This window comes from Actinomadura sp. NAK00032 (genome assembly GCF_013364275.1).
Taxonomy (GTDB): Bacteria; Actinomycetota; Actinomycetes; order Streptosporangiales; family Streptosporangiaceae; genus Spirillospora.
The window spans coordinates 6,155,615-6,177,583 of record NZ_CP054932.1; the positions used below are offsets into that span (position 1 = coordinate 6,155,615).

Below are 21,969 nucleotides of genomic sequence, written 5' to 3' on the forward strand. Positions count from 1 at the left end.
TGGGGGCGGACGTGCGCGCGATCCCGCTCACAATTCGGCACCGTCCGGGGCCGCCGCGCCCGCCCGGGGCGTCAGGGCCGCCCGTCCGCCGAGGTCAGCGGGAGCCGCGGGTCGGTCTCCTGCCCGGACCAGGTGCCGCGGATCCACGCGTGCGCGGGGTCGTCGCAGATCCGCCAGGCCCGCTCCGGGGACGGGCCGGCCATCACGTTGAGGTAGTAGAGGTCGTGGCCGGGCGGCGCCATCGACGGCCCGTGCCAGCCGTGCGGGATCAGCACGGCGTCCCCGGTGCGGACCTCGGCGAGCACGTCGATGGGGCGCTCGGCCGTGCCGTAGACGCGCTGGTAGCCCATGCCGCCCCCGGCGACCTCGAAGTAGTAGATCTCCTCCAGCACCGACTCGCCGGGCCGGTCCTCGTCGTGCTTGTGCGGCGGGAAGGACGACCAGCAGCCGCCCGGCGTGAGCACCTCGCAGGCGATCAGCTTCTCGGCGAACGGGAAGCCGTCCGGCGTGCCGAAGTTGTTGACCTGGCGGCTCGCCGCGCCCGCGCCCCGCAGCTCCACCGGCACCTTCTCGGCGGGGCCGTAGCGGGGCTCCAGCCGGTTCTCGCAGCGGGCGCCGGCCAGCGCGAACCGGCCCCTCCCCCGCACGGTGACCCGGGCGTCGCGCGGGACGTAGGCGAAGTCGCTGACGCGGCTGAACACGTCGTCGCGGCCCTCCAGTTCGAACCGCGCGCCGTCGCACTCCACCGTGCACGACCCGGCCAGGGGCAGCACGATCGTCTCGAACGCGCCGGTGCCGAAGGTGTGCTCGCCGCCGTCCGGGAGGTCGAGGACGCGGAGCGCGGAGTGCGTCCAGCCGGCCGACTCGGGCGTGACGACGAGTCCGTAGGGGCCCTCTCCGGCGGTGCCGGCGGGCAGGTGGTGGTTCATCGGATTCCTGCAGCGTGGAAACCCCGTCCTTCAGGGCGGGGAGGAAACGCGGAACGATGCGGCACAATGACTCTCCGGGTTGTGTCGGTGGCGGTCGGTATGGTGCGGGCGTGTCCCGGTACCGGTTGTGCCCGACCCCCGCCCAAGAGGCGGGGCTGCTGGAGCACTGCTCGCATGCCCGATTTGTGTGGAACCTGGCCGTGGAGCAGCAGGCGTGGTGGACGCCGCGGCGGGGCCCGGCTCCGGGGTATGCCGCTCAGGCCCGGCAGCTGACCGAGGCCCGGGCCGCGTTCGGGTGGCTGGCGGCGGGGTCGCAGACGGTGCAGCAGCAGACGCTGAAGGACTTCGCGCAGGCGATGGCGAACTTCTTCGGCGGCACGCACCGGCGCCCCACCTGGCGTAAGGCGGGGGTGCATGAGGGGTTCCGGATTGTCGGTGCCCGCGGGCGTGCCTGGGATGTGCGGCGGTTGTCGCGCCGTACCGGTGAGGTGCGGGTGCCGAAGGTGGGGTGGGTGCGGTTCCGCTGGTCCCGGCCCGTCCCACCGGGGGTGAAGTCGTTCCGGGTGACCCGCGACCGCACCGGGCGCTGGCATGTCGCGTTCGCCGCCGTCCCCGACCCCATCCCCGCGCCCGGCAAGGGTGCGGCGGTCGGTGTCGACCGGGGCGTGGCGGTGTCGGCGGCGCTGTCCACGGGCGAGACCAGCAGCGTGCCGGGCCTGACGGCCGGTGAGGCCGAGCGGTTGAGGCGGCTGCTGCGCCGCTTGGCCCGCGCGCGCCGGGGGTCGAACAGGCGTGCCCGCGTCAAGGCCGCCATCGCCCGCCTCAAAGCGCGTGAGGCCGACCGCCGCAAGGACTGGGTGGAGAAGACCTCGACGGACCTGGCGCGCCGGTTCGACGTCATCGCCGTCGAGGACCTGAACATCGCCGCCATGACCCGGTCGGCGCGCGGCACCATCGACGCACCCGGCACGGGTGTGCGCGCCAAAGCCGCGCTCAACCGGGGCATCCTGGCCAACGGCTGGGGACAACTGGTCACCCGCCTGGAGCACAAGGCACCCGGGCGCCTGGTCCGGGTCGACCCGGCGTACACGTCGCAGACCTGCAACGCCTGCGGGCACCGCGCCCCGGACAACCGCGAGAGCCAAGCGGTGTTCCGATGCGTCGCCTGCGGGCACCGGGCCAACGCCGACGTCAACGCCGCACGCAACATCAAAGACACCGCCGTGGGACGCACGGTAGCCGCGCGGGGAGGCTGGGCCCTGGCCCGGCCGGCGAACCGCGAACCTCAACCCACTCTCCTCTCTCCGTAGGGGACGGATTGGAATCCCTCGCCTTCAAGCGGGGGAGGACGTCAACCGGTCTCCTTGAGCAGTGCTTCGACCTCGTCCTGCGCGGGCATGGCGGCCGAGCAGGCGATGCGGGACGCGACGATCGCGCCGGCCGCCCCCGCGAACCCGACGAGCCGCCGCAGGTCCCAGCCGGCGAGGAGGCCGTGGCAGACGGCGCCGCCGAACGCGTCCCCGGCGCCGAGCCCGTTGGCGACCTCGACCTCGACCGGCGGGACCCGCACGCTCTCCTCCGCCGTCGCGGCGAGGACGCCGTCCGGGCCCATCTTCACGATGGCGAGTTCGGGGCCGCGTTCGAGGATCGCGCGGGCGGCGGCGTCCGGCTCCCGCTCCCCCACCGCGACCTCGCACTCGTCCAGGTTGCCGACGGCGACCTTCGCGTGCTCCAGGGCGCGGCCTGCCCAGTGCGGGACCTCGGTGGGGTCGTCCCACAGCATCGGCCTGTAGTCCAGGTCGATGACGGTCTGCCCGGGGTGCTCGGCCAGCGCCGCCAGGGTCGCCTCACGGCTGGGCTCCTGGGAGAGGCCCGTGACGGTGCCCCACACGATGCGCGCGCGGCGGATCGCCTCCAGGTCCAGCTCGTCCCGGCGGATCTCCAGGTCGGGCGCCTTCGGATAGCGGTAGAAGTACAGCGGGAAGTCGTCCGGTGGGAAGATCTCGCAGAAGGCCAGCGGGGTCGGCAGCCCGGGGACGGCCGTGACGTACCGGTCGTCTACGCCGTAACCCCGGAGCGCCTTGTGGACGAACCGTCCGAACGGGTCGTCGCCAGTGCGCGTGATGACGGCGGCGCGGCGGCCGTACCTGGCCGCCGCCACGGCGACGTTGGTGGGGCTGCCGCCGAGGTACTTGCCGAACGACTCGACGTCCTCCAGCGGGACGCCGACCTGGTCGGGGTAGACGTCGACGCTCACCCGCCCCATCGTGATGAGGTCGAAGACCGTGGCGGGGTCGCCCGTGGTGGAGCTGAGGGTCATCGGCGCACTTCCTCGGTGCCGACGATCCTGCCCTCGCGCATCGACATCTCGCAGGCCTCGGCGAGGTAGAACGCCTCCAGGGCGTCCTCGGGCGGGCACGGGTTGGCGCGGCGGCCGGCGACCATGTCCACGAACGCCTGGATCTCGGCGTCGTAGGCGTCGGAGAAGCGCTCCATGAAGCCGCTGTAGGCGGGCCTCGGTTCGGTGCCCTGCTCGGGCAGCGCGGTGGCGGGCGTGCGGTCGTCCAGGCCGGCGACGATGCTGTCCTTGGAGCCGAACAGCTCCAGCCGCGCGTCGTAGCCCGCGGCGTTGTAGCGGGTGGCGGAGACGGTGCCGAGCGTCCCGTCGTCGAGGACGAGCAGCGCCGAACCGGTGTCGATGTCGCCGCACTCGCGGAAGAAGTCCTCGCCGCGGTTGGCGCCCGCGGCCATCACGCGGACGATCTCACGCCCGGTGACGAACCGGATGAGGTCCAGGTCGTGGATGACGCAGTCGCGGAACAGCCCGCCGGACGAGGGGACGTACCCGGCGGGCGGCGGCGACGGGTCGAAGCTGCACGACCGGACGGTGTGCAGCCAGCCGAGCCGCCCGGACGCGAGGGCCTCGCGGGCCGCCGCGTTCCCGGCGTCGAACCGGCGCTGGAAGCCGACCTGCACCGGCACCCCGGCGGCGGCCGCCGTCCGGACGGTTTGGAACGTTCCATCCACATCCGCGGCGAGCGGCTTCTCGCAGAAGACGGGAGTTCGCGCGGCCACGGCCCGCTCCACCAGGGCCGCGTGCGCGCCGGTCGCCGCCGCGACGACCAGGCCGTCCAGGCCGGCCGCGAACAGCTCCCCGACGGTGTCCAGCGCCCGCGCCGGGGACGCGAGGCGGGCCGCGAGGTCGCGCGCGCGGGCGGCGTCCGCGTCGGCGATGAGCAGGGTGTCCACCTCAGGCAGTGCGCGGAGAGCGGCGGCGTGGCGCGCACCGATGCGCCCCGCGCCGGCCAGTCCGATCCTCATCGATCCCCTCCCGGTCGGCGGTCAGGTGAGTCACGAGTGTGGCTGGACCGTTCCAGCGGCGTCAATGGCGGACCGTCCGCCCACAGGTAATGAAGGCGCCCGAAAATACCGGCGCTACGCTGACCGGACGGTGCCGCGGGCTGTCGCGCGGGTCGTACCAAGCGCTAGTTTGTCCCCATGCGGATCTTCGTCACCGGCGCCTCGGGGTTCGTCGGTTCCCACACCGTCCGCGCCCTCCTCGCCGCCGGGCACCGCCCGCGCGCGCTCGTCCGCGACCCGGGCAAGGCGGCGAAGGTGCTCCGGGCGGTCGGCGTCGCGGTGGAGGACGTGGAGCTCGTCCAGGGCGACATGCTGGACGCGGACGCGGTGTCCGCGGCCCTCGCCGGCTGCGACGCCGCCGTCCACGCCGCCGCCGCGATCGGCGTGACCGGCGGCGCCCGCGACCTGGTCGAGGTCAACGTCCGGGGCACCCGCAACGTGGTCGGCGGCGCCGTCGCCCAGGGCCTCGCCCCCGTGATCCACGTGTCCACGATCGGGGTGTTCGTCCCGCCGTCCGGCAAGGTCATCACCGCGAACGACGGCCTGGCGAACCCCCGCACCGACTACGGAAGGTCCAAGCTGGCGGCAGAGCGCTACGTGCGCGGCCTCCAGGAGGACGGCGCGCCGGTGACGATCGTCTACCCGGGCGGCGTCTGCGGCCCCGACCAGCCCTCGCTGGACGCGCTGATGGAGGGGCTCGCCGCCGCGCTGGGCAAGGTGTGGCCCCTGCCGGGCGGCGGCGTCTCCGTCATCGACGTCCGCGACCTCGGCGAGGCGCTGGCACGTTCCGTCGAGGCGCGGCAGGGCCCGAGCCGCTGGGTCCTGGGCGGGCACTACCTGACCTGGCCGCAGTACGCCGACCTGTGCGACCGCCTCACCGGGGTGAAGTGCCGCCGTGTACGCGTCCCGTCCCGCGCCATGCTCGCACTGGGCTCGGCGCTGGACGCGGCCAAGCGCGTCCGCCACTTCGACTACCCGCTCACCCGCGACGCGGCCGAGTTCATGGTCACGCTGGTTGCGACCGACGACCGCCCCATCCTGGAGGCGCTCGACCTCACGCTGCGCCCCGTCGAGGAGACCGTCGCCGACGGGCTGCGGTGGCTGGCCCGCAGCGGCCACCTGAACCCGCGCCGGGCCGGACGGCTCGCCGCCGCCGAGGAGAAGCCGATGCCGACCCTGATCCAGCGTACGTTCGGGCCCGTGTTCCACCGGGTCTCGGGCGCCGCGTGGTTCGCCAAGGTGGGCCCGAAGATCGTCCCGCCCGTGGACCGGGCCCTGCACAGGGCGACCGGCGGCCGGCTCATGCTCGGCCAGCTCCTCGTCCCGAGCCTCGTCCTCACCGCGACCGGTGCCAAGAGCGGCCTCCCCCGCAGGACCCCGCTCGCCTGCCTGCCCGACCCGGCCGGCGGCTGGTACGTCGTCGGCTCCAACTTCGGCCGCGAGAAGCACCCCGCCTGGACGGGCAACCTCATCAGCAACCCCGCCGCCGAGGTCAGCTTCCAGGGCCGCAACGTCCCCGTCACCGCCCACCTCCTGGACGACCGGGAGCGCAAGGAGGTCTGGCCCCGCCTCACCGCGGTCTGGCCCGTCTACGACGACTACGTGGAACGTGCCCAGCGCGAGCTACGCGTCTTCCACCTGATCCCGCGTTAGGCCCCGCGCAGGCCTGCTAGGCGCCGCGCAGGGCTTTGGACAGGCGCCGGCCCAGGAAGAGGTAGGCGACGACCACGCCGGTCACGTTCAGGATGACGTCGTCGATGTCGAAGGCCCGTCCCACGACCAGGGCGCCCTGGATGGCCTCGATCGTCAGGGAGAGCACTCCGGTCAGGAGGGCCAGGCGGATGGGGCCGCGGAGGGTCGTCCAGACGATGGGCAGCAGGACGCCTAGCGGGGCCAGGAGCGCCAGGTTGCCGCCTATCTGGAAGACCGCCTCCTTGGTGGGGCGGTCCAAGTAGAAGCGCAGTGAGCGGCCGGGGTCGGTGTTGCCGCCGGCCTGGCCGTTGTCATGGACGGGCGTGAGCGTGAGCCTGAACGCGAAGTAAAAGAAGACGCCGAGAAGGCCCAGCGCCACCAGGACGACGAGCACGCGCAAGGCGACGATGTACCAGGGGACCCGTTCGCCCGGCGTCGCGGGCTGCCACATTTCCACCAACACCCGGCGGCTGGTCCCCGCCCCGTCCCGGACTATGCGCGGCCCGGGGTTACGGCCGGGACAGAATCCCGGCATGCGAACGCCCGCGCCGGTGGACGGCGCGGGCGTTCGGTTCTGTCAGGCCGCCACGGCGGTGGTGGCCGGCTCCAGGGCCAGGTCCAGCACCTCGCGGACGTCGCTGACGGTGAAGACCGTCATGTTGTCCAGCACCTCGGCCGGGACGTCCTCAAGGTCGGGCTCGTTCCGCTTCGGCACGATCGCGGTCGTGATGCCGAGCCGGGAGGCGGCGAGCAGCTTCTGCTTCAGGCCGCCGATCGGCAGCACCCGCCCGGTCAGCGACACCTCGCCGGTCATCGCGACGTCCGCCCGGACCGGCCGCCCCGACAGCAGGGAGGCCAGGGCCGTCGTCATCGTGATGCCCGCGCTCGGGCCGTCCTTCGGGATCGCGCCGGCGGGCACGTGGACGTGCACGCCGCGGTCCTTCAGGTCGCCGACCGGCAGCTCCAGCTCCGCGCCGCGCGAGCGCAGGTAGGACAGCGCGATCCGGGCCGACTCCTTCATGACGTCGCCGAGCTGCCCGGTGAGCGTCACGCCGGTGTCGCCGGTCTCCTTGTCGGCCAGCGACGCCTCGATGTAGAGCACGTCGCCGCCCGCGCCGGTGACCGCGAGGCCCGTCGCCACGCCCGGCACGCCGGTGCGGCGCTCGCCCCGGCTCAGCTCGACCTCCGGGGTGAACCTGGGCCGCCCCAGGTAGTCCTTCAGGTCGGCCGCGCCGATCGCGACCGGCAGTTCCGCCTTCTCCAGCGCCACGTTCGCGGCGACCTTCCGCAGCACCCGCGCGATCGAGCGGTCCAGGGACCGGACGCCGGCCTCGCGGGTGTACTCGGCCGCCAGCAGCCGCAGCGCGTCGTCGCCGAACGTCACCTCCGCGGCCTCCAGCCCCGCCTTGTCGAGCTGGCGCGGCAGCAGGTGGTCGCGGGCGATGGTGACCTTCTCGTGCTCGGTGTAGCCGTCCAGCTGCACCAGCTCCATCCGGTCGAGCAGCGGCCCGGGGATGGCCTCGACCACGTTCGCCGTGGCGAGGAACAGCACGTCGCTGAGGTCGAGCTCCACTTCGAGGTAGTGGTCCCGGAAGGTGTGGTTCTGCTCGGGGTCGAGGACCTCCAGCAGCGCCGCCGTCGGGTCGCCGCGGTAGTCGGCGCCGACCTTGTCGACCTCGTCCAGCAGGACGACCGGGTTCATCGAGCCGGCCTCGCGGATGGCCCGGACGATGCGTCCGGGAAGCGCGCCCACGTACGTGCGGCGGTGGCCGCGGATCTCAGCCTCGTCCCTGACGCCGCCCAGGGCGACACGGACGAACTGGCGCCCCATGGCCCGCGCGACCGACTCGCCCAGCGAGGTCTTGCCCACGCCGGGAGGACCGGTCAGCGCCAGCACGGCGCCGCTCCTGCGGCCGCCCACCACGCCGAGGCCGCGGTCCTCACGCCGCTTGCGCACGGCCAGGTACTCGATGATGCGCTCCTTCACATCGTCCAGCCCGGCGTGGTCGGCGTCCAGGATCTCGCGGGCGCCCGCGATGTCGTAGGCGTCCTCGGTGCGCTCGTTCCACGGGATGTCGAGGACGGTGTCGAGCCAGGTGCGGATCCAGCCGCCCTCGGGCGAGGCGTCGGACGACCGCTCCAGCTTGTCGACCTCCTTCAGCGCCGCCTCGCGCACCTTCTCGGGGAGGTTCGCGGCCTCGATCCGGGCCCGGTAGTCGTCCTCCTCGTCGGCGGGGTCGCCGTTCAGCTCGGCCAGCTCCTTGCGGATGGCCTCCTGCTGCTGGCGCAGCAGGAACTCCCGCTGCGTCTTCTCCATGCCCTCCTGGACGTCCTTGCGGATCGTCTCCGCCACGTCCAGCTCGGCGAGGTGGTCGCGGGTCCAGCCGATGAGCAGCTCCAGCCGCTCGACCACGTCGACGGTCTCCAGGACCTCGATCTTCTGCTCGTCGGTCAGGTAGGGCGCGTAGCCGGCGTTGTCGGCCAGCGTGGACGGGTCGTCGATCTGCTGCACCACGTCCACGACCTGCCAGGCGCCGCGCTTCTGCAGGATCCCGGCGACCAGGCCCTTGTACTCCTTGGCCAGCTCCTGCGCCCGCCCGGACGCCGGCGGGGCCTCGATCACGGTGCCCTCGACCCACAGCGCCGCGCCGGGGCCGGTCGTCCCGGTCCCGATCCGCACCCGGGACACGCCGCGGACGACCGCGCCCGGCTCGCCGCCGGGCAGCCGGCCCTCCTGCTCGACCACGCCGAGCGTGCCGACGTCGGAGTACCGCCCGTTCAGTCTGGGCACCAGCAGCACCCGCGGCTTCGCCGCCGACCGGATGCCCGGGCCCTTGGACTGCGACACCGCCCGCGCGGCCTGGATCGCCGCCCGCACCTCGCCGTTCTCGGAGAGGTCCAGGGGGACCACCATGCCGGGCAGAACGACCCCGTCCTCCAGGGGCAGCACCGGCAGCGTCAGGGTTTCGCTCATGCTCAGCTCCAAGTCCGTTGCGACCCAACCTCAAGTTGAGTCATACACACTCAAGAAAACGGAGCAGCATTTTGTTTCCGCAGCAACGTTCGCTCTCAGCGATCACCGGCCGAGCGTCCCGCCCGCGTGGCCGAGGAGGTCGCGGGCGGCCTCGGCGAAGGCGAGGACGCGCGCCGTGGCGTTGTCGGCCCGCCACAGCAGGCCCCAGCGCAGCGGCGGAGCGTCGTCGAAGGGGACATAGGCGACATCGGGGCGGGCGTAGTAGCGCCTGGCCTGCGCCCCGACCGGGAAGACGCCGCGGCCGGCGCCGATGAGGGTGAGCACCTCGTTGAAGGTGGCGGCGGAAGGGCCGTGGGCGATCGGCCGTCCGGACGGCGTGGCCTGGGGGGTGCGGTCGCGGCGGAGCGACTCGGGCAGCGTGCCGGGAAGCTGGAGCAGGGGCGCCCGCGCCAAGTCCTCCAGGCTGACGGACGAGCGGCGCGCGAACGGGTGCCCGACCGGCACGGCGAGCATGCGCGCCTCCGACACCAGGACGGGGCCGGTGGCGATGCCGGGTTCGTCGATGGGGAAGGTGCCGAGGGCCAGGTCGGTCCCGCCGTCGCGCAGCCACGGCATCAGGTCGGCCATCTGCGCCTCGCGGAGCCGGACGTCGCAGTCGGGGTGGCGCCCGCGGAACAGTTCGGCGGCCCCGGCCAGCAGCTGCCCGCCCGCGGCACCGACGAACGCGACCCGCAGGGTGCCGGTCAGGCCGCGGCCGGCGGCGACGGCCTCCTCGAAGGCTCCGGTGATCTGCGCCCAGGCCGGGCGCAGCCGCTCGTCCAGCCGCCGTCCCGCCTCCGTCAGCTCCACCCGGCGGCTGGTGCGGTCGAACAGCGGCACCCCGACGCGGCGCTCCAGCTTGGCGATCGTCTGGCTGATCCGGGCGGTGGACACGTGCAGCCGCTCGGCTGTGCGGCCGAAGTGCAGCTCTTCGGCGAGGACGAGGAGCGCCTCGATCTCATGCCGTTCCAGCACGTCTCCCCCAATCGTTAAGTCAGGCTTGACGATTGTTGCACAGCGGCGCGTTGATCCGCCGTGTTCCCCGGTCGAGAGTGGAACCGCCCATCCCCCCTCCGACCTGCACGGGAGCACGCATGTACTGCACCGATGGACGCGCCGTGTCCGCACCGGCCACCGACTCCGTCGCCGTCGCGCGGGAACTGCGCGACCGAACCGAGATCGTGGACGCGCTCTACCGCTTCGGCCTCGGCCAGGACCTGAAGGACAAGGACCTGTTCGCCTCCGCCTTCGCCCCCGGCGCCGAACTGGACTTCCGTCCCGCGGCGGCCCGCTGGGGCGGGAGCCCGCCCCTGATGACCGGGCGCGACGCCATCGTCACCACCATCCTGGCCATGTTCGCCGGACGGGTGGACACCACCCACCAGATCACCAACCCCCGCATCGCCGTCGACGGCGACACCGCGCGCCTGACCGCGCTGGTGGAGGCCCAGCACCTGCTGACCGCCGACCACGCCACCTTCGCCCTGCTGAAGAACCCCTACGACGTCGACCTGGTCCGCGACGGGGACCGCTGGGTGATCCGCCGCCTGCGCATCGACAACACCTGGTACACCGGCGACCCCACCGCCATCTTCGGCTGACCCCGCAGGTCCGCCGGCCTGACCGTCCATTCTCCCGATCTCTGACGAAGGTGCTTTCCCATGTCCACCGTCCACCCGGCCCGAGCCGGGTTCCCGCACCGGCGGCTCGCGCTGGCGCTGCTGGCGTTCGCGCAACTGATCATCTCCCTCGACTACAACATCGTGTACGTGGCGCTGCCCGAGATCGGGGGCGCACTGGACTTCTCCGCGCAGTCCCTGCAGTGGGTGATCAGCGCGTACGCGGTGGCGTTCGGCGGGTTCCTGCTGCTGGGCGGCCGCGCCGTGGACCTGTTCGGACCGCGGCGGGTGTTCCTCGGCGGGCTGGCGCTGTACGCGGTGGCGTCGCTGGCCGGCGGGCTGGCCGGCGGTCCCGGGCCGCTGGTCGCGGCCCGCGCCGTCCAGGGGCTCGGCGGCGCGCTGCTGTTCCCCGCCACGCTGACGCTGGTGTCCACCGGGTTCGCCGAAGGCCGGGACCGCAACCGCGCGTTCGCGGTCTGGGGCACCGCCGGCGGCAGCGGCATGATCCTGGGATCGCTGCTCGGCGGCGTGCTCACCCAGGCGTTCGGCTGGGAGGCGGTGTTCTACGTGAATGTTCCGCTGGCCGCCGCGGCCGTCCTAGCGACCCTGCCGCTGGTCCCGCGGGACGCCGCGCGGACGACCGGCCGCCGGTTCGACCTGGCCGGCGCGCTCACCGCCACCGCCGGAACCACCCTGGTGGTGTTCGCACTGGTGCAGGGACCCGAATCCGGCTGGGACGCCCCGGCCGTCGCGGGCGCGGCGGCGCTGGGCGCGCTGCTGCTGGCGGGCTTCGCGGTGATCGAGTCCCGCAGCGCCGACCCGCTGCTGCCGCCGCGGCTGCTGCGCGGCCGCGACCTGCGCACCGGTGTGCTGGTGACGTTCCTGTACATGGCCACCTTCGGGACGCTGCTGTACTTCCTGACCGTCTACTTCCAGGTCGTGCACGGCTACGGCGCGCTGCGCACCGGCCTGGCGTTCCTGGTGCCGATGGCCGCCATCGTCGCCGGCTCCCAGCTCGCCGGGCGGCTGGCCACCGTCCGCGGCACCCGCACCGCGATGATCGCTGCCCTGGCCGTCGGCGGCGTAGGCGCCACCGTCCTGGGGGCGACCCTCAGCACCGGCGCCTCCTACGCGGCGCTGCTGCCCGGCCTGATCGTCCTCGGCGTCGGGCAGGGCGCCGGCTACACGCTGATGTTCGGCGCGGCCACCGCCGGCACCCCGGCCCACCAGCAGGGCGTCGCCTCCGCGGCCGCCTCCACCGCCCAGCAGACCGGCGGTGCGGTCGGCCTGGCCGTCCTGGTCGCGATCGCCAACCACGGCACCGGCGGCCTGACCGGCGCCGCGCTGCGCACCGCCACCACCGACGGGCTGCGCACCGCCGTGTTCGCCGCGGCCGCCGGGATCGCGCTCACCGCCCTGGTCGCCGCCGGGTTCAGCCCCGCGCGCCGCCAGGCGCCGTCCACCGACACCGACGCCAACACCATCGAGCACGCCGTCGCCTGAGCTTCGGCACCGACCTTGAGGAAGATGATGAACGACCTGAACACCCTGCGGTCCGCCGTCCACGGGCGGGTGTGGCTGCCCGGCGATCCGGGGTTCGACGCCGTCCGCCGCCCCTGGAACCTGGCCGTGGAGCAGCCGGCCGCGGCCGTGGTCGAGGCGGCCGGCGCCGACGACGTCGCGGCGCTGGTCCGGTTCGCCCGTGCCGAGGGGCTGGGCATCGCGACCCAGCCGAACGGGCACGGCGCCACCGGCCGCACCGGCGGCACCGTCCTGCTCCGCACCGCCCGGCTCGACTCGGTGCGGATCGACGCCGCCGCGCGCCGCGCCCGCGTCGGCGCCGGCGTGCCGTCCGGACGGCTGCAGGCCGCCGCCGCGCCGCACGGGCTGACCGGGCTGCCCGGCAGCTCCCCGATCGTCAGCGTCGCCGGCGTCGCCCTCGGCGGCGGGCTGAGCTGGTTCGGCCGCGCCCACGGCTGGGTCGCCGACGGCGTCGTCGCGTTCGACGTCGTCGACGCCCGCGGACGGCAGCGGCACATCACCGCCGAGACCGACCCCGACCTGTTCTGGGCGCTGCGCGGCGGAGGCGGCGACTTCGCCATCGTCACCGCCCTCGAACTCGCCCTGCACCCCGCCCCGCGGCTGTACGGCGGGCGGGTGCTGTGGTCGGCCGGGCACGCCCCCGAGGTGCTGGACGCCTACCGGGAGATCACCGCCGCCGCCCCCGACGCGCTGACCGTCTGGTTCGATCTGCTGCACTTCCCCGGCGCCGACCCCATGGTCGCCATCGACGCCACCCACCTCGGCGACGCCGAGGAGGCACGCGATCTGCTGGCCCCGCTGGACCGCCTGCCCCGGCCGCTGTCGGACTCCAGGCGGATGATGGAGGTCTCCGAACTCGGCGGCATCACCGCCGAACCCACCGAGCCCGGCCCCGGCCTCTCCCGCGCCGAACTGCTCACCGGCCTGGACGACGCCGCGGCCAAGGCCCTGCTCGCCGAACCCATCGCCCCGCTGCTGAGCGTCCAGCTCCGGCATCTCGGCGGCGCGTTCACCCGTCCGTCCGACACCCCGCACGGTCCGCTGACCGAGCCCTACGCCCTTTACCTGTTCGGCGTCCCCGCCGACCCGGCGACGGCCCGCGCCGTCGCCGGCAGGCAACGCGGCCTGGCCGAGGCGCTCCCCGTGAGCGGCCGCAAACCCCTCACCTTCCTCAACCCCGGTGAGACCGCGGCCGACGCCTTCAGCCCCGCCGCGCTCGACCGCCTGCGCCGCGTCAAGCAGCACCATGACCCGAACAACACCTTCCGCGGCAACTTCCCGGTGGGAGGCTGACCGATCCCTTCAGCCGGGACGGACGCCGACGACCGCGCGGCCTCCGTCCCGCTCATGGGCCACGACCTGCCGCCGCCTACCGCTCAACCGAAAAATGCAGAGCGGGTCCGAACAAGAGCAGCAGCCGATGTTCGGACCTGCTCTTCAACACGCAGATCACTCGTGGAAGATCGATCGAGACCTACTGCCTGCGGCGAGGAGCAAGATGAGCGTGACCCACTGGCCGCTGTTCCAATTGCGGGCGCGCACGCCGCGGCTGGAGCTGCGACTCCCCACGATCGAAGAACTCGACGCGCTCGCCCAGCTGTCCACCGAGGGCGTCCATGACCCGGGCCAGATGCCGTTCGCCGTCCCGTGGACGGACCGACCGCCCGCCGAGCGGGCCCGAAGCCTCATGCAGTTCCACTGGGGGCAGATGGCCAACTGGACTCCCGAGGACTGGAACCTGCAGCTCGGGGTCTTCCTCGACGACCGCATCGTCGGAGTGCAAGGCATCAGCGCCGGCGACTTCGTGATCCTTCGTGAGGTCAGCACGGGCTCCTGGCTGGGGCGACGTCACCAGGGGCAAGGCATCGGCACCGAGATGCGGGCCGCCGCACTGGAACTTGCCTTCTCCGGGCTCGGCGCCGAATCCGCGGTCACCGCGGCGCTGACCGACAACGTCGCCTCCACCGCGATCTCCCGGAAGCTCGGATACCGACCCAACGGGATCGTCCGCGCCCGAGTGCGCGACACCCTCGGCTACGAGCAACGATTCGCACTCGACCGCGACCGCTGGCAGCAACACCGAACCGTGCCCGTTCAGATCGACGGCCTCGAACCGTGCCTCCCGCATTTCGGCCTTTGAGTGCCTCCGGGCCACTCCTCGCCCTCGCAAGGTCCACCGGAACAGCAGGCCCTGGCACCCCTTACGCGGAACGGACGGCGGGAGTCACGCGGGCCAGGAGGGCGGTGGCGTTGTCGCGGGTGTTCTCGTCCAAGGCGTGCTGGACGAGGGCGCGGGCGTCGTCCAGCGGGGCGGGGCCGCGCAGGTGGGCTCGCAGGGCGGCGGGATCGGGCAGGTGGCGCCACAGGCCGTCGGTGCACAGGAGCACGTGTCCCCCTCCCCGAGGGCGGTAGCTGCGGCTCTGGGGGCGCGGGTCGCCCGCGTCGGCGCCCAGCCAGGCGGTCAGGACTTCCTGCGCGTCGACGTCGTCCTCGGTCAGGGCCATTCCCGGGCCCTCGTCGGGGAGCCAGTAGGCGCGGCTGTCGCCGACCCAGCTCGCCCAGATGCCGTCCGGGCCGGCGACGGCCGCGACGTAGGTGCAGGCGGGGGCCGCGTGGATCGAGGCGGCGAGGGCGGCCACGGCGCGGGAGGCGCGGAGCACGGCCTCGTCGAGGGCGTCCTCGGGGAGCGCGCCCGGCAGGCGCGCGGCCAGGACGGCGGCGGCGGTATCGGCGGCGACCTGCGCCGCCCGGTCGGCGCGGGGCGACATCGAGACTCCGTCGCAGACGACGGCGATCGTCCAGGGGCCCGAGGCGGTGAGGGCCGCGGCGTCGGCGTTGACGGCGCGGCCGGCGCGGTCGGTGACGGCCGCGGCGGTGGGGGTGGCGGCCTCCAGATGGGCGCGGTAGGCGGGCTGGCGGGCGCCGCAGTCCCAGCAGTGGCCGTCCGGGGCGACCGTCCCGCCGCACGAGGTGCAGGTCATGACGCAAAGGATGCCGGAAAGGCCGCCCCGGCAATGCGGAGGCAAAGACCACTTCGCGATCTTGATTCTTTGCACGGAGCGCGTTTACGCGTACATGACGACCGGGTACCTAACGCAACGAGATCGTGACACACGGTGAAGGAAAGATCCTCGGGGCGGCAAAGCCCCAGGTCGGAAGCGAGGAGGAGCCGAGATGCGACGCACCGGGCGGCCCCTTCCCGCGTCCCCCTCCCCGCGCGGCCCGGCCCGGACGGCCGAGGGCGTTCGCGGCGCGCTCCCCGCCGGCGCGCGGCGACACACCTCGGGTTCTCGGCCGTACCCGGCCGGCCCCGCGCAGCGGCCTTCCCCGGGCCCCGGTGCCGCACGCCCCCGCGGCACCGGCACCCCCCGGCGGCCGGGCCGGCGGCCGTGTCCCACCGCACCGCCGGCCCGGTCCCAGGCATCCGGGCGCCCCTCGGCGCCCTCCCCCCTACGCCGGACGGGCCGTCACGCCCCCGTCGGGCGCGAGCGGAAGGGAGGTGAGAATCGGCCACCAGAAAGACCGGCGCCACGCCGGTAGCACAGGCGGCCGGAACTCCGTCCGACCCCCGTCCCGGCCGCCGACGCAGTTAGGGATCGCTGCGAGAACCGGGCCCGTGGAGGAGCGACATCCTCCGCGGGTCCCGGGTCACAGCTTCTTGCGCCACACCTGCCCGTGGACCACGTCGCCGAAGCGCTCCGCGGGCGGTTCCTCGTCCGCGAGGACGAACCCGGCCCGCGCGTACAGGCGGTGCGCCGGGCGCTGCAGCGCCGTCGTCCAGAGCATGATCTCCGCGTAGCCGGCCCCGGCGGCGAAGCGGACGCAGGCGTCGACGAGCGCCGCGCCGACCCCCAGGCCGCGGGCGTCCGGTTCGACGTGCAGCAGCCGCAACTGCGCGACGTCCTCGGTGCGCGCCACGCAGAACACCCCGCCGACGCGGACGCCGTCCGACTCGGCGATCCACGCGTTCTCGCGCTCCGGGTCGTGGTCGCGCACGTAATCCGCCACGACCGAGGCGACGAGGGCCTCGTAGGTGCGGTCCCAGCCGCATTCCGCGTCGTACAGGGCGCCGTTGCGCTCCACCACCCAGCCGAGGTCGCCGGGGCGCAGCGGGCGCAGGACGGCCCCGTCCGGGCGCGGCCGGCCGCCGAGGACGCCCTGGACGGTGCGCATCGCGGCGAGCAGGCGGCCGCGGTCGCCGGGGGCGAGGCCGTCCAGCAGCGCGCGGATCTCGGCGACGGTCCGCTCGTCCAGCATGGCGAACACCTCGCGGCCCCGCGCGGTGAGCCGGACGACCTGGCGGCGGGCGTCGCCCGGCGCGCGCTCGCGCAGCACGAGCCCGTCGGCCTCGAAGCGGGCCAGCATCCGGCTGAGGTAGCCGGCGTCGAGGTCGAGGGCGCGGCGCAGGGCGAGCACCTCGGTGTCCTCCCGCTGCGCCAGCTCGAAGATCACCCGCGCCTCGGTGAGCGAGTACGGCGACCGGACGAGCCCCTCGCCGAGCACCCCGATGACCCCGGTGTAGAAGCGGTTGAACGCGCGGACCGTGCCGACGTCCCTCTCGGTCACCGCCATGGCGCCTCCCAACGTTTGACTTAGTCAAACGTTAGGCGATGACGGGGCGGGGGCACCAGCCCCCGGAGGTGGTTCTCAGGCGCTCGCGCCGGCCTCGGCCTTGGCGGCGGGCAGCGCGCGCGCCTCGCGGACGATCTTCCGCTCGACGAAGAAGGTCATCAGCGGCACGACACCGCCGAGCACGATCAGCACCATCTTGCCGATCGGCCAGCCCGTGCGGCGCCACAGGTCGTAGGCGAGCGCCACGTAGACCATGTAGAAGAGGCCGTGGACGGGCGACACGATGCCCGCCATCTCCGGCATGTCGGTCGGCCCGTACTTCAGGACCATCCCGATCGCCAGCAGCACCAGCAGGGTGCCGACGATCAGCGCCAGGATCCGGTACCTGGTGACCGCGCCTTCCACAGGAAACACACCTTTCGTTCGACGGGCCGGGACGCGACCGCGCCCCGCCCGCACGCGGGGGTCAGCGGCGGCCGCGCGCGCTCTCGGAGCTCAGCCGGGCGAGGTAGCGGTTGTAGGCCGCGAGGGCGGGGTCCTCTTCCTCGTGCCGCTTGATGATCTCCCGCTTGACCTCGGCCTCCGCGGGCTCCTCGATCACCGTGGGCGCGGGCTTCACCCCGGCCCGCTCGTCCCGGATCATCTTGACCCACATCACGATCACGAAGATCGCGAAGATCGGCCATTCGAACGTGTACGCCCAGCTGCGGTCGTTGCCGGACTGGGCGCGGTCGAACTGCCACCAGCCGAACCCGAGGAACGCGCCGCACAGGACGATCGCGAGCGCGTGCAGCCCCAGCCAGCCTGGGGTGAGGAACCGTCGCACGTCGTCGAGCCTACCCCCGGTTCCGCGAGGTGGCGCCGCGACCCCGCCTCAGCGACCCGGCCCGCCGGCGCGGACGGTCCGGAGGGACCGGCCGGCCCGGACGGTCGGGGAAGCGGAGAATTTGTCCGAGGCGGACTCTACGTTCCCGGGCATGGTGAGCAGCACGGTGGCGGCCGGGGCCGCGCAGTCGTACACGTACACGCGGCCTTCGGGGCTGGACGCGGGGCTTCTCGGCCTGTCCACGTCCGGCGGGACGACGAGCGGCGGGCCGAGCGCGCACCCGCACTTCTTCAGCGGCGTGCTCACCCAGGCGGCGCCGGCCGCGGCGGCCCTGCTCGCCCTGGCCGACGTCGCCCAGACCCGCTACTTCCAGCCGCGCCCGACGTCCTTCCGCGACCCGGTCGTCACCTGCAACGGCGACCGGATCCGGATGGAGTCGTTCTCCGCCTGCGGCGGCGTGTACGCCCGCCTGGACGTGCTGGAGCCCGCGCTCGACGGCGAGGTCCACGAACGGGGCACGACGAACGTGGACGTCAACGGCCCCCTGCGGGAGGCCCTCGCCCGCGTGGGCGGGTCCGATCCGCTGCATCTGGCGGTCGGCGCCGAGGAACTGGCCGTCACCACGATGGACGGCGCGGTCGTGGAGAAGAAGGTTCCGCTGCCCGACCGGTGGCTCCGGGGGTTCGCCGAGGTGCAGGTCATCACGGCCGGGTTCGACCCGCGCGGCGAGCTGGACGGGCCGGGCGCGGTGCGGTTCCTGCGCACCCTGCCGCGCGCGCGGCGCGAACCCCTGTGGGCGGTGCCCGCGGGCAGGACGCTCCGGGTCACGTCCCGTCCGGCGCCCGGCGCGGTGTGCCTGGCGGGCACCGACCGCCTGCGGACGATGCTGCCGCTGCTCCGCTTCGCCCGCGCCCTGCGCGTCTACGGGCCGCCCATCACCCATGGCGGCGGGCCCGCGTCGAGCGTGTGGGAGCTGGAACTCCCCGGCATGAGGTACGTCCTCACCCTGTCCCCCCAGCATTCGCGCGGCTTCTCCGGTGAGGGCGCCGTGCTGGAGGACATCGCGACCGACGAGGCCGCCGGGGACGCCGACCTGCTCGGCGCGCTGCTGTCCTTCGAGCCGCGCGTCGAACCCGACCTGCTCGCCGAGCGGTCCGGCCTCGACCTCGCCCGGACGAAGGCGGCGCTGACCCAGCTCGGCACGTCCGGACGCGTCGGCTTCGACGCCGCCGAGGCCGCCTTCTTCCACCGCGAACTCCCCTACGACCCGGCGCGCGTGGCCGGCCTCAACCCGCGGCTGCGGTCGGCGCGGGCGCTCGTCGAGGACGGCGCGGTGCGGTTCGCGCCCGGCGGCGCGGCGATCGTGCTGACCGGCGGCGGCGAGCGGGAGGTCCGCTTCGACGGCGACCGCGCCTCCTGCACCTGCCCCTGGTGGTTCGACCACCGGGGCGAGCGCGGGCCGTGCAAGCACGTCCTCGCGGCGCGCATCGCCCGCCGCGCCGCCGAGGAGACGGCCGCGGAGACGGCGGAGGCCGCGCGATGAGCACCTGGGCCGAGCTGCGCGAGGCGATCGAGACGGGCGGCATGGAGGCGACGGCCCGCGCGGTCAAGGCGCTGGACGAGGCCGAGCGCCGCACCGCCGCCGCCGGGCTCCCCGGGCTGCTGAAGGAGATGCGCGCCGCGACGCGGTACGGGTTCCTCGACAACGAGGGGATCAGCCGCCTGCTCATCGCCGGCGCCGGCGTGATCGGCGGCCCGGCGGCGGCCGCGACCTGGCTGTGCCGCACCGACCTGCGGCTCTGGTCGTGGAGCGAGTACACCACCCGGCTGCTGGTCGAGGCGACGGCGGACCGCCCCGCGCAGTGGCGCGCCGAGGTCGCGCGCCGGATCGGCGACCGGCTGCGCGTCTCCGACGAGGAGTGGTCGCGCTGGCACACCGCGGCGGCGCTGGCCGCGTCGGCCGGTTCCGCGCCCCCGGTGACGGACGGCTTCGTGGTCGGCTGGGTCTCCGGCGCGGGCAGCGCGGAGGGCCTCGCCGAGGACCCGTTCCTCGACACCCTTCTCCCAAGGCTGTTCGAAGCGGACGGTGTGGGCGCCGCCCTCGCCAACGACGCGAACCGGGTCCAGTGGGACAGGTCCCGCAAGAGCACCTGGGTCGACTCCCTGACCGGCCTGGCCCGTACGGGACGAGTCGAACGCGCGCTCCTCCTGGACGGCTGCGTCAGCCGCTTCCTGCGCGGCGGCACCGCGCACACCCTGCGCTGGTTCGTCCAGCTCCACGACGCGCTCGAACCCACCGGCGACGAGACCGCCGCCCGTGCCCGCGACTACGTGCGGCTCCTGCCCGCCGCGCCGCCGGCGGTCGCCGATCTCGCGCTGCGGCAGGTGCGCCGCGCCGACGACCTCGGCCGGCTCGACGCGGCGCTGTTCGCCGAGGCGGCGGACGCGGTGCTGTTCCGGCCCGAGCGCAAACTCGTCCGGGCGGCGCTGACCTGGCTCGACCGGACGGCCCGCAAGCGCGGCCGGGTCGAGGCCACGCTGGGCGCCCTCACCGCGGTCTTCCCGTCCGACGCGGTCGACCTGCGCGAGCGCGCCGTGCGGATCGCGGCCAAGCACGCCGCCCACGCGGGCGAGCCCGTCCGGGCGCAGGTCCGGGACGCGGCCGGCGTCCTGCCCGCCGGGCCGCGCGCGGCGATCGCGGACGCGTTCGGCGCGGTCGAGGCCGTCCCCGAGCCCGCGCCGCCGGGTCCGCTCCCCTACGTTCCCCGGACGCTGCCCGCGCCCATCGGCTCCCTCGCCGAACTCGCCGCCGAGTTCGCCGTCCGGCTGCGCGCCGACGAGGAGTGGGCCACGACGGAGCGGTTCCTGGCCGCCCTCACGGAGTTCGCCCACCGCGACCCCGACGGGACCCGTGAGGCGCTCCGGAAGGTCGCCGACGACATCGCGCCGTGGATCACCGGGCCGGACGGCCACTCCTCCATGCACAACCTCGTCCGGAGGAGCTGGATCGCCTTCCCGGTCCACAACCTGCTGCTCCAGCGCCGCAGGCGCGCGGCCGGCCTTCGCGCCGCCCTGGGTCTGCGGCGAGCGGGGCACGGCGCGGCGGCGTCCGGTCCGTCGCGGTTCCTGGAGTGGCGGCTCCAGGAGATCGGGTCCGCCGTCGGAACGGTGCCGTTCCTCCTCGCGACCCCGACCGAGGCGAGCGGGCACATCGACCCGGACGTCCTCGTCGGCCGCCTCGAACGCCTGGAGGAGGCGGGCTGCGCGCCGGGGCCCGCCGATCTCGCGCAGGCGAAGCTCCGCGTCCCGCGCGAGATCGACCCGGCGGCCGTGGCACGTGCGAAGGGCCTGACGTCCGAGGCCGGCCGGGCCGTCGCGTCCTGGCTCGCCGCGGGCGGGCTCCCGGACCCCGCGGTCGCCTGCACGGTCCTCGGCGCCACCGGCTCGCCGGTGCGCGCCACGGTCGCCATGGACGGCGACTCCGACATCGACCGCCTGTGCGTCCTCCCCGGGCCGGGCGGGCGGGACACGTCCTGGCAGGCGCTCTCCCGGATCGCCGACTGGCCGGCCGTCCTGCCGTCCCATCGGGAGGTCGCCGCCGCGCACATCGTCCGCTTCATGGCCGGCACCGAGGACGAGCCCCTCAACCAGGGCGCCGCCATGCTCGGCGTCGCCGAGGCCGACGGCCCCGCCGGATCGGCGACCGGCACCCTCCTCGCGTCCACCCTGGCCAACCGTGACCAGCGCGAGCGATCGAACGCCGTCGACGCGCTGGTCACGCTCAGCTCGCGGGGCGCCCTCCCGGCGACCGAGACGGGCACCGCGCTCGGCCGGCTCGCCGCGCTCGGCCGCGTCCCGCTGCCGCGCACCCTCAAGGCCCTCACGGCCGCCGCCGACGCGGGCGCCCACGCCGACGTCTGGACGATCCTGGCCACCGCGCTGCCGCGCCTCCTCCCCGCACCGGGCGACCGCGCGCCCTCCGGCCTCCCCTCCCTGGTCGCCCAGACCACCCGGCTCGCCGAACTCACCGGCGCCAAGGGCCCCATCCCGGCGGTCGCCGAAGTGGCCGCACGCACCGGCTCCGGCCGCCTGGTCACCGAATGCGCCCGCCTCCACCAAACCCTCGCAACCTGACGACACGCGCCGGTGTTAAGGAGGAACAACAGCGAGCCCGCCTTGACGCAGCCCCGCCAACACGGACGCCGGGTCGACGGAAACACCGCGCACGAACAACCCAGCATTGACGCGAACGCCCGTCCACACGGACGCCGTCTCGGGGCAGGTGCCGTGTAGGAGCGGACGCTCGCCCACGCGGACGCCGTCTCAGGGCGGGTGGCGTGTCGACGCGGATGCCGTGTCGACGCAAGTGCCGTCTCGGGGTGGACGCCGTCTCGGGGTGGACGCCGTCTCGACGCG

The 21,969-nt window shown here is 74.4% G+C and carries 18 protein-coding genes; 8 read left to right on the forward strand and 10 right to left on the reverse strand.

The features are described from left to right. Window positions 1-71 precede the first annotated feature (71 nt). Window positions 72-929 carry a 5-deoxy-glucuronate isomerase gene (gene iolB / locus HUT06_RS28405; RefSeq protein ID WP_176198505.1) on the reverse strand — a complete coding sequence of 286 codons (858 nt, stop codon included), beginning with the start codon at window positions 927-929 and terminating at the stop codon, window positions 72-74. Between the two features lie 110 nt (window positions 930-1,039). Here iolB and HUT06_RS28410 point away from each other — a divergent pair, with 110 nt between their 5' ends. Next, complete coding sequence (locus HUT06_RS28410; RefSeq protein ID WP_176198506.1) at window positions 1,040-2,239, forward strand: RNA-guided endonuclease TnpB family protein; 1,200 nt, start codon at window positions 1,040-1,042, stop codon at window positions 2,237-2,239. 41 nt (window positions 2,240-2,280) lie between these two features. Here the strand turns inward: HUT06_RS28410 and iolC are convergent, their stop codons facing one another. Beyond that, window positions 2,281-3,249, reverse strand: coding sequence for a 5-dehydro-2-deoxygluconokinase (iolC, locus tag HUT06_RS28415; RefSeq protein WP_176198507.1), 969 nt, complete (start codon window positions 3,247-3,249; stop codon window positions 2,281-2,283). Next, window positions 3,246-4,250: a Gfo/Idh/MocA family oxidoreductase gene (locus HUT06_RS28420; RefSeq protein ID WP_176198508.1), complete on the reverse strand. Its 1,005-nt coding sequence runs from the start codon at window positions 4,248-4,250 to the stop codon at window positions 3,246-3,248. Before HUT06_RS28420 ends, iolC begins: the two co-directional genes overlap by 4 nt. A gap of 177 nt (window positions 4,251-4,427) precedes the next feature. On the opposite strand from HUT06_RS28420, the gene HUT06_RS28425 reads away from it, so the two are divergent. Beyond that, entirely contained in the window at window positions 4,428-5,942 is a 1,515-nt protein-coding gene (locus HUT06_RS28425) for a nitroreductase family deazaflavin-dependent oxidoreductase (protein WP_176198509.1), read from the forward strand. Between the two features lie 16 nt (window positions 5,943-5,958). Here HUT06_RS28425 and HUT06_RS28430 read toward each other — a convergent pair whose 3' ends face one another. The 3 genes from HUT06_RS28430 to HUT06_RS28440 all read right to left on the reverse strand — a co-directional run bounded on the left by HUT06_RS28430 (window position 5,959) and on the right by HUT06_RS28440 (window position 9,969). Continuing rightward, window positions 5,959-6,432 carry a VanZ family protein gene (locus HUT06_RS28430; protein ID WP_176198510.1) on the reverse strand — a complete coding sequence of 158 codons (474 nt, stop codon included), beginning with the start codon at window positions 6,430-6,432 and terminating at the stop codon, window positions 5,959-5,961. 126 nt (window positions 6,433-6,558) lie between these two features. After that, window positions 6,559-8,955, reverse strand: coding sequence for an endopeptidase La (lon, locus tag HUT06_RS28435; RefSeq protein WP_176198511.1), 2,397 nt, complete (start codon window positions 8,953-8,955; stop codon window positions 6,559-6,561). Between the two features lie 102 nt (window positions 8,956-9,057). After that, a complete protein-coding gene (locus tag HUT06_RS28440; protein ID WP_176198512.1) occupies window positions 9,058-9,969 on the reverse strand; it encodes a LysR family transcriptional regulator in 912 nt (303 codons plus the stop codon). 119 nt (window positions 9,970-10,088) lie between these two features. Here HUT06_RS28440 and HUT06_RS28445 point away from each other — a divergent pair, with 119 nt between their 5' ends. From HUT06_RS28445 to HUT06_RS28460, 4 genes are all read left to right on the forward strand, one after another. Next, window positions 10,089-10,595: a nuclear transport factor 2 family protein gene (locus HUT06_RS28445; protein ID WP_176198513.1), complete on the forward strand. Its 507-nt coding sequence runs from the start codon at window positions 10,089-10,091 to the stop codon at window positions 10,593-10,595. Window positions 10,596-10,655: 60 nt separating this feature from the next. Then, window positions 10,656-12,116 (forward strand): MFS transporter, encoded by a 1,461-nt coding sequence (locus tag HUT06_RS28450; RefSeq protein ID WP_176198514.1) that lies wholly within the window; start codon window positions 10,656-10,658, stop codon window positions 12,114-12,116. Between the two features lie 24 nt (window positions 12,117-12,140). Beyond that, window positions 12,141-13,448, forward strand: coding sequence for an FAD-binding oxidoreductase (locus HUT06_RS28455; protein ID WP_254715435.1), 1,308 nt, complete (start codon window positions 12,141-12,143; stop codon window positions 13,446-13,448). Between the two features lie 205 nt (window positions 13,449-13,653). Then, on the forward strand, window positions 13,654-14,295 hold the full coding sequence (locus tag HUT06_RS28460; RefSeq protein ID WP_176198515.1) for a GNAT family N-acetyltransferase: 642 nt from the start codon (window positions 13,654-13,656) through the stop codon (window positions 14,293-14,295). Window positions 14,296-14,356: 61 nt separating this feature from the next. Here HUT06_RS28460 and HUT06_RS28465 read toward each other — a convergent pair whose 3' ends face one another. From HUT06_RS28465 to HUT06_RS28480, 4 genes are all read right to left on the reverse strand, one after another. Continuing rightward, window positions 14,357-15,136: a PP2C family serine/threonine-protein phosphatase gene (locus HUT06_RS28465; RefSeq protein WP_176198516.1), complete on the reverse strand. Its 780-nt coding sequence runs from the start codon at window positions 15,134-15,136 to the stop codon at window positions 14,357-14,359. Between the two features lie 667 nt (window positions 15,137-15,803). Beyond that, the gene (locus HUT06_RS28470) at window positions 15,804-16,727 is read right to left on the reverse strand and encodes a helix-turn-helix domain-containing GNAT family N-acetyltransferase (protein ID WP_176198517.1); all 924 of its coding nucleotides are present in this window, start codon (window positions 16,725-16,727) and stop codon (window positions 15,804-15,806) included. Window positions 16,728-16,802: 75 nt separating this feature from the next. After that, window positions 16,803-17,132, reverse strand: a complete 330-nt coding sequence (locus HUT06_RS28475) for a DUF3817 domain-containing protein (RefSeq protein WP_176198518.1) — start codon at window positions 17,130-17,132, stop codon at window positions 16,803-16,805. 61 nt (window positions 17,133-17,193) lie between these two features. Next, on the reverse strand, window positions 17,194-17,553 hold the full coding sequence (locus HUT06_RS28480) for a hypothetical protein (protein ID WP_176198519.1): 360 nt from the start codon (window positions 17,551-17,553) through the stop codon (window positions 17,194-17,196). Window positions 17,554-17,704: 151 nt separating this feature from the next. Between HUT06_RS28480 and HUT06_RS28485 the strand changes: the two genes are divergently transcribed. Beyond that, window positions 17,705-19,096 (forward strand): SWIM zinc finger family protein, encoded by a 1,392-nt coding sequence (locus HUT06_RS28485; protein ID WP_176198520.1) that lies wholly within the window; start codon window positions 17,705-17,707, stop codon window positions 19,094-19,096. Then, complete coding sequence (locus HUT06_RS28490) at window positions 19,093-21,687, forward strand: DUF6493 family protein (RefSeq protein WP_176198521.1); 2,595 nt, start codon at window positions 19,093-19,095, stop codon at window positions 21,685-21,687. Before HUT06_RS28485 ends, HUT06_RS28490 begins: the two co-directional genes overlap by 4 nt. The last annotated feature ends 282 nt before the right edge of the window (window positions 21,688-21,969 follow it).

What these genes read in the sequence shown, in the direction of transcription:
- iolB (WP_176198505.1), bottom strand. Translation starts at nt 929, where the DNA reads ATGAACCACCACCTGCCCGCCGGCACCGCCGGAGAGGGCCCCTACGGA.
- iolC (WP_176198507.1), bottom strand. Translation starts at nt 3,249, where the DNA reads ATGACCCTCAGCTCCACCACGGGCGACCCCGCCACGGTCTTCGACCTC.
- HUT06_RS28420 (WP_176198508.1), bottom strand. Translation starts at nt 4,250, where the DNA reads ATGAGGATCGGACTGGCCGGCGCGGGGCGCATCGGTGCGCGCCACGCC.
- HUT06_RS28425 (WP_176198509.1), top strand. Translation starts at nt 4,428, where the DNA reads ATGCGGATCTTCGTCACCGGCGCCTCGGGGTTCGTCGGTTCCCACACC.
- HUT06_RS28430 (WP_176198510.1), bottom strand. Translation starts at nt 6,432, where the DNA reads ATGTGGCAGCCCGCGACGCCGGGCGAACGGGTCCCCTGGTACATCGTC.
- lon (WP_176198511.1), bottom strand. Translation starts at nt 8,955, where the DNA reads ATGAGCGAAACCCTGACGCTGCCGGTGCTGCCCCTGGAGGACGGGGTC.
- HUT06_RS28445 (WP_176198513.1), top strand. Translation starts at nt 10,089, where the DNA reads ATGTACTGCACCGATGGACGCGCCGTGTCCGCACCGGCCACCGACTCC.
- HUT06_RS28450 (WP_176198514.1), top strand. Translation starts at nt 10,656, where the DNA reads ATGTCCACCGTCCACCCGGCCCGAGCCGGGTTCCCGCACCGGCGGCTC.
- HUT06_RS28455 (WP_254715435.1), top strand. Translation starts at nt 12,141, where the DNA reads ATGATGAACGACCTGAACACCCTGCGGTCCGCCGTCCACGGGCGGGTG.
- HUT06_RS28460 (WP_176198515.1), top strand. Translation starts at nt 13,654, where the DNA reads ATGAGCGTGACCCACTGGCCGCTGTTCCAATTGCGGGCGCGCACGCCG.
- HUT06_RS28465 (WP_176198516.1), bottom strand. Translation starts at nt 15,136, where the DNA reads ATGACCTGCACCTCGTGCGGCGGGACGGTCGCCCCGGACGGCCACTGC.
- HUT06_RS28470 (WP_176198517.1), bottom strand. Translation starts at nt 16,727, where the DNA reads ATGGCGGTGACCGAGAGGGACGTCGGCACGGTCCGCGCGTTCAACCGC.
- HUT06_RS28485 (WP_176198520.1), top strand. Translation starts at nt 17,705, where the DNA reads ATGGTGAGCAGCACGGTGGCGGCCGGGGCCGCGCAGTCGTACACGTAC.
- HUT06_RS28490 (WP_176198521.1), top strand. Translation starts at nt 19,093, where the DNA reads ATGAGCACCTGGGCCGAGCTGCGCGAGGCGATCGAGACGGGCGGCATG.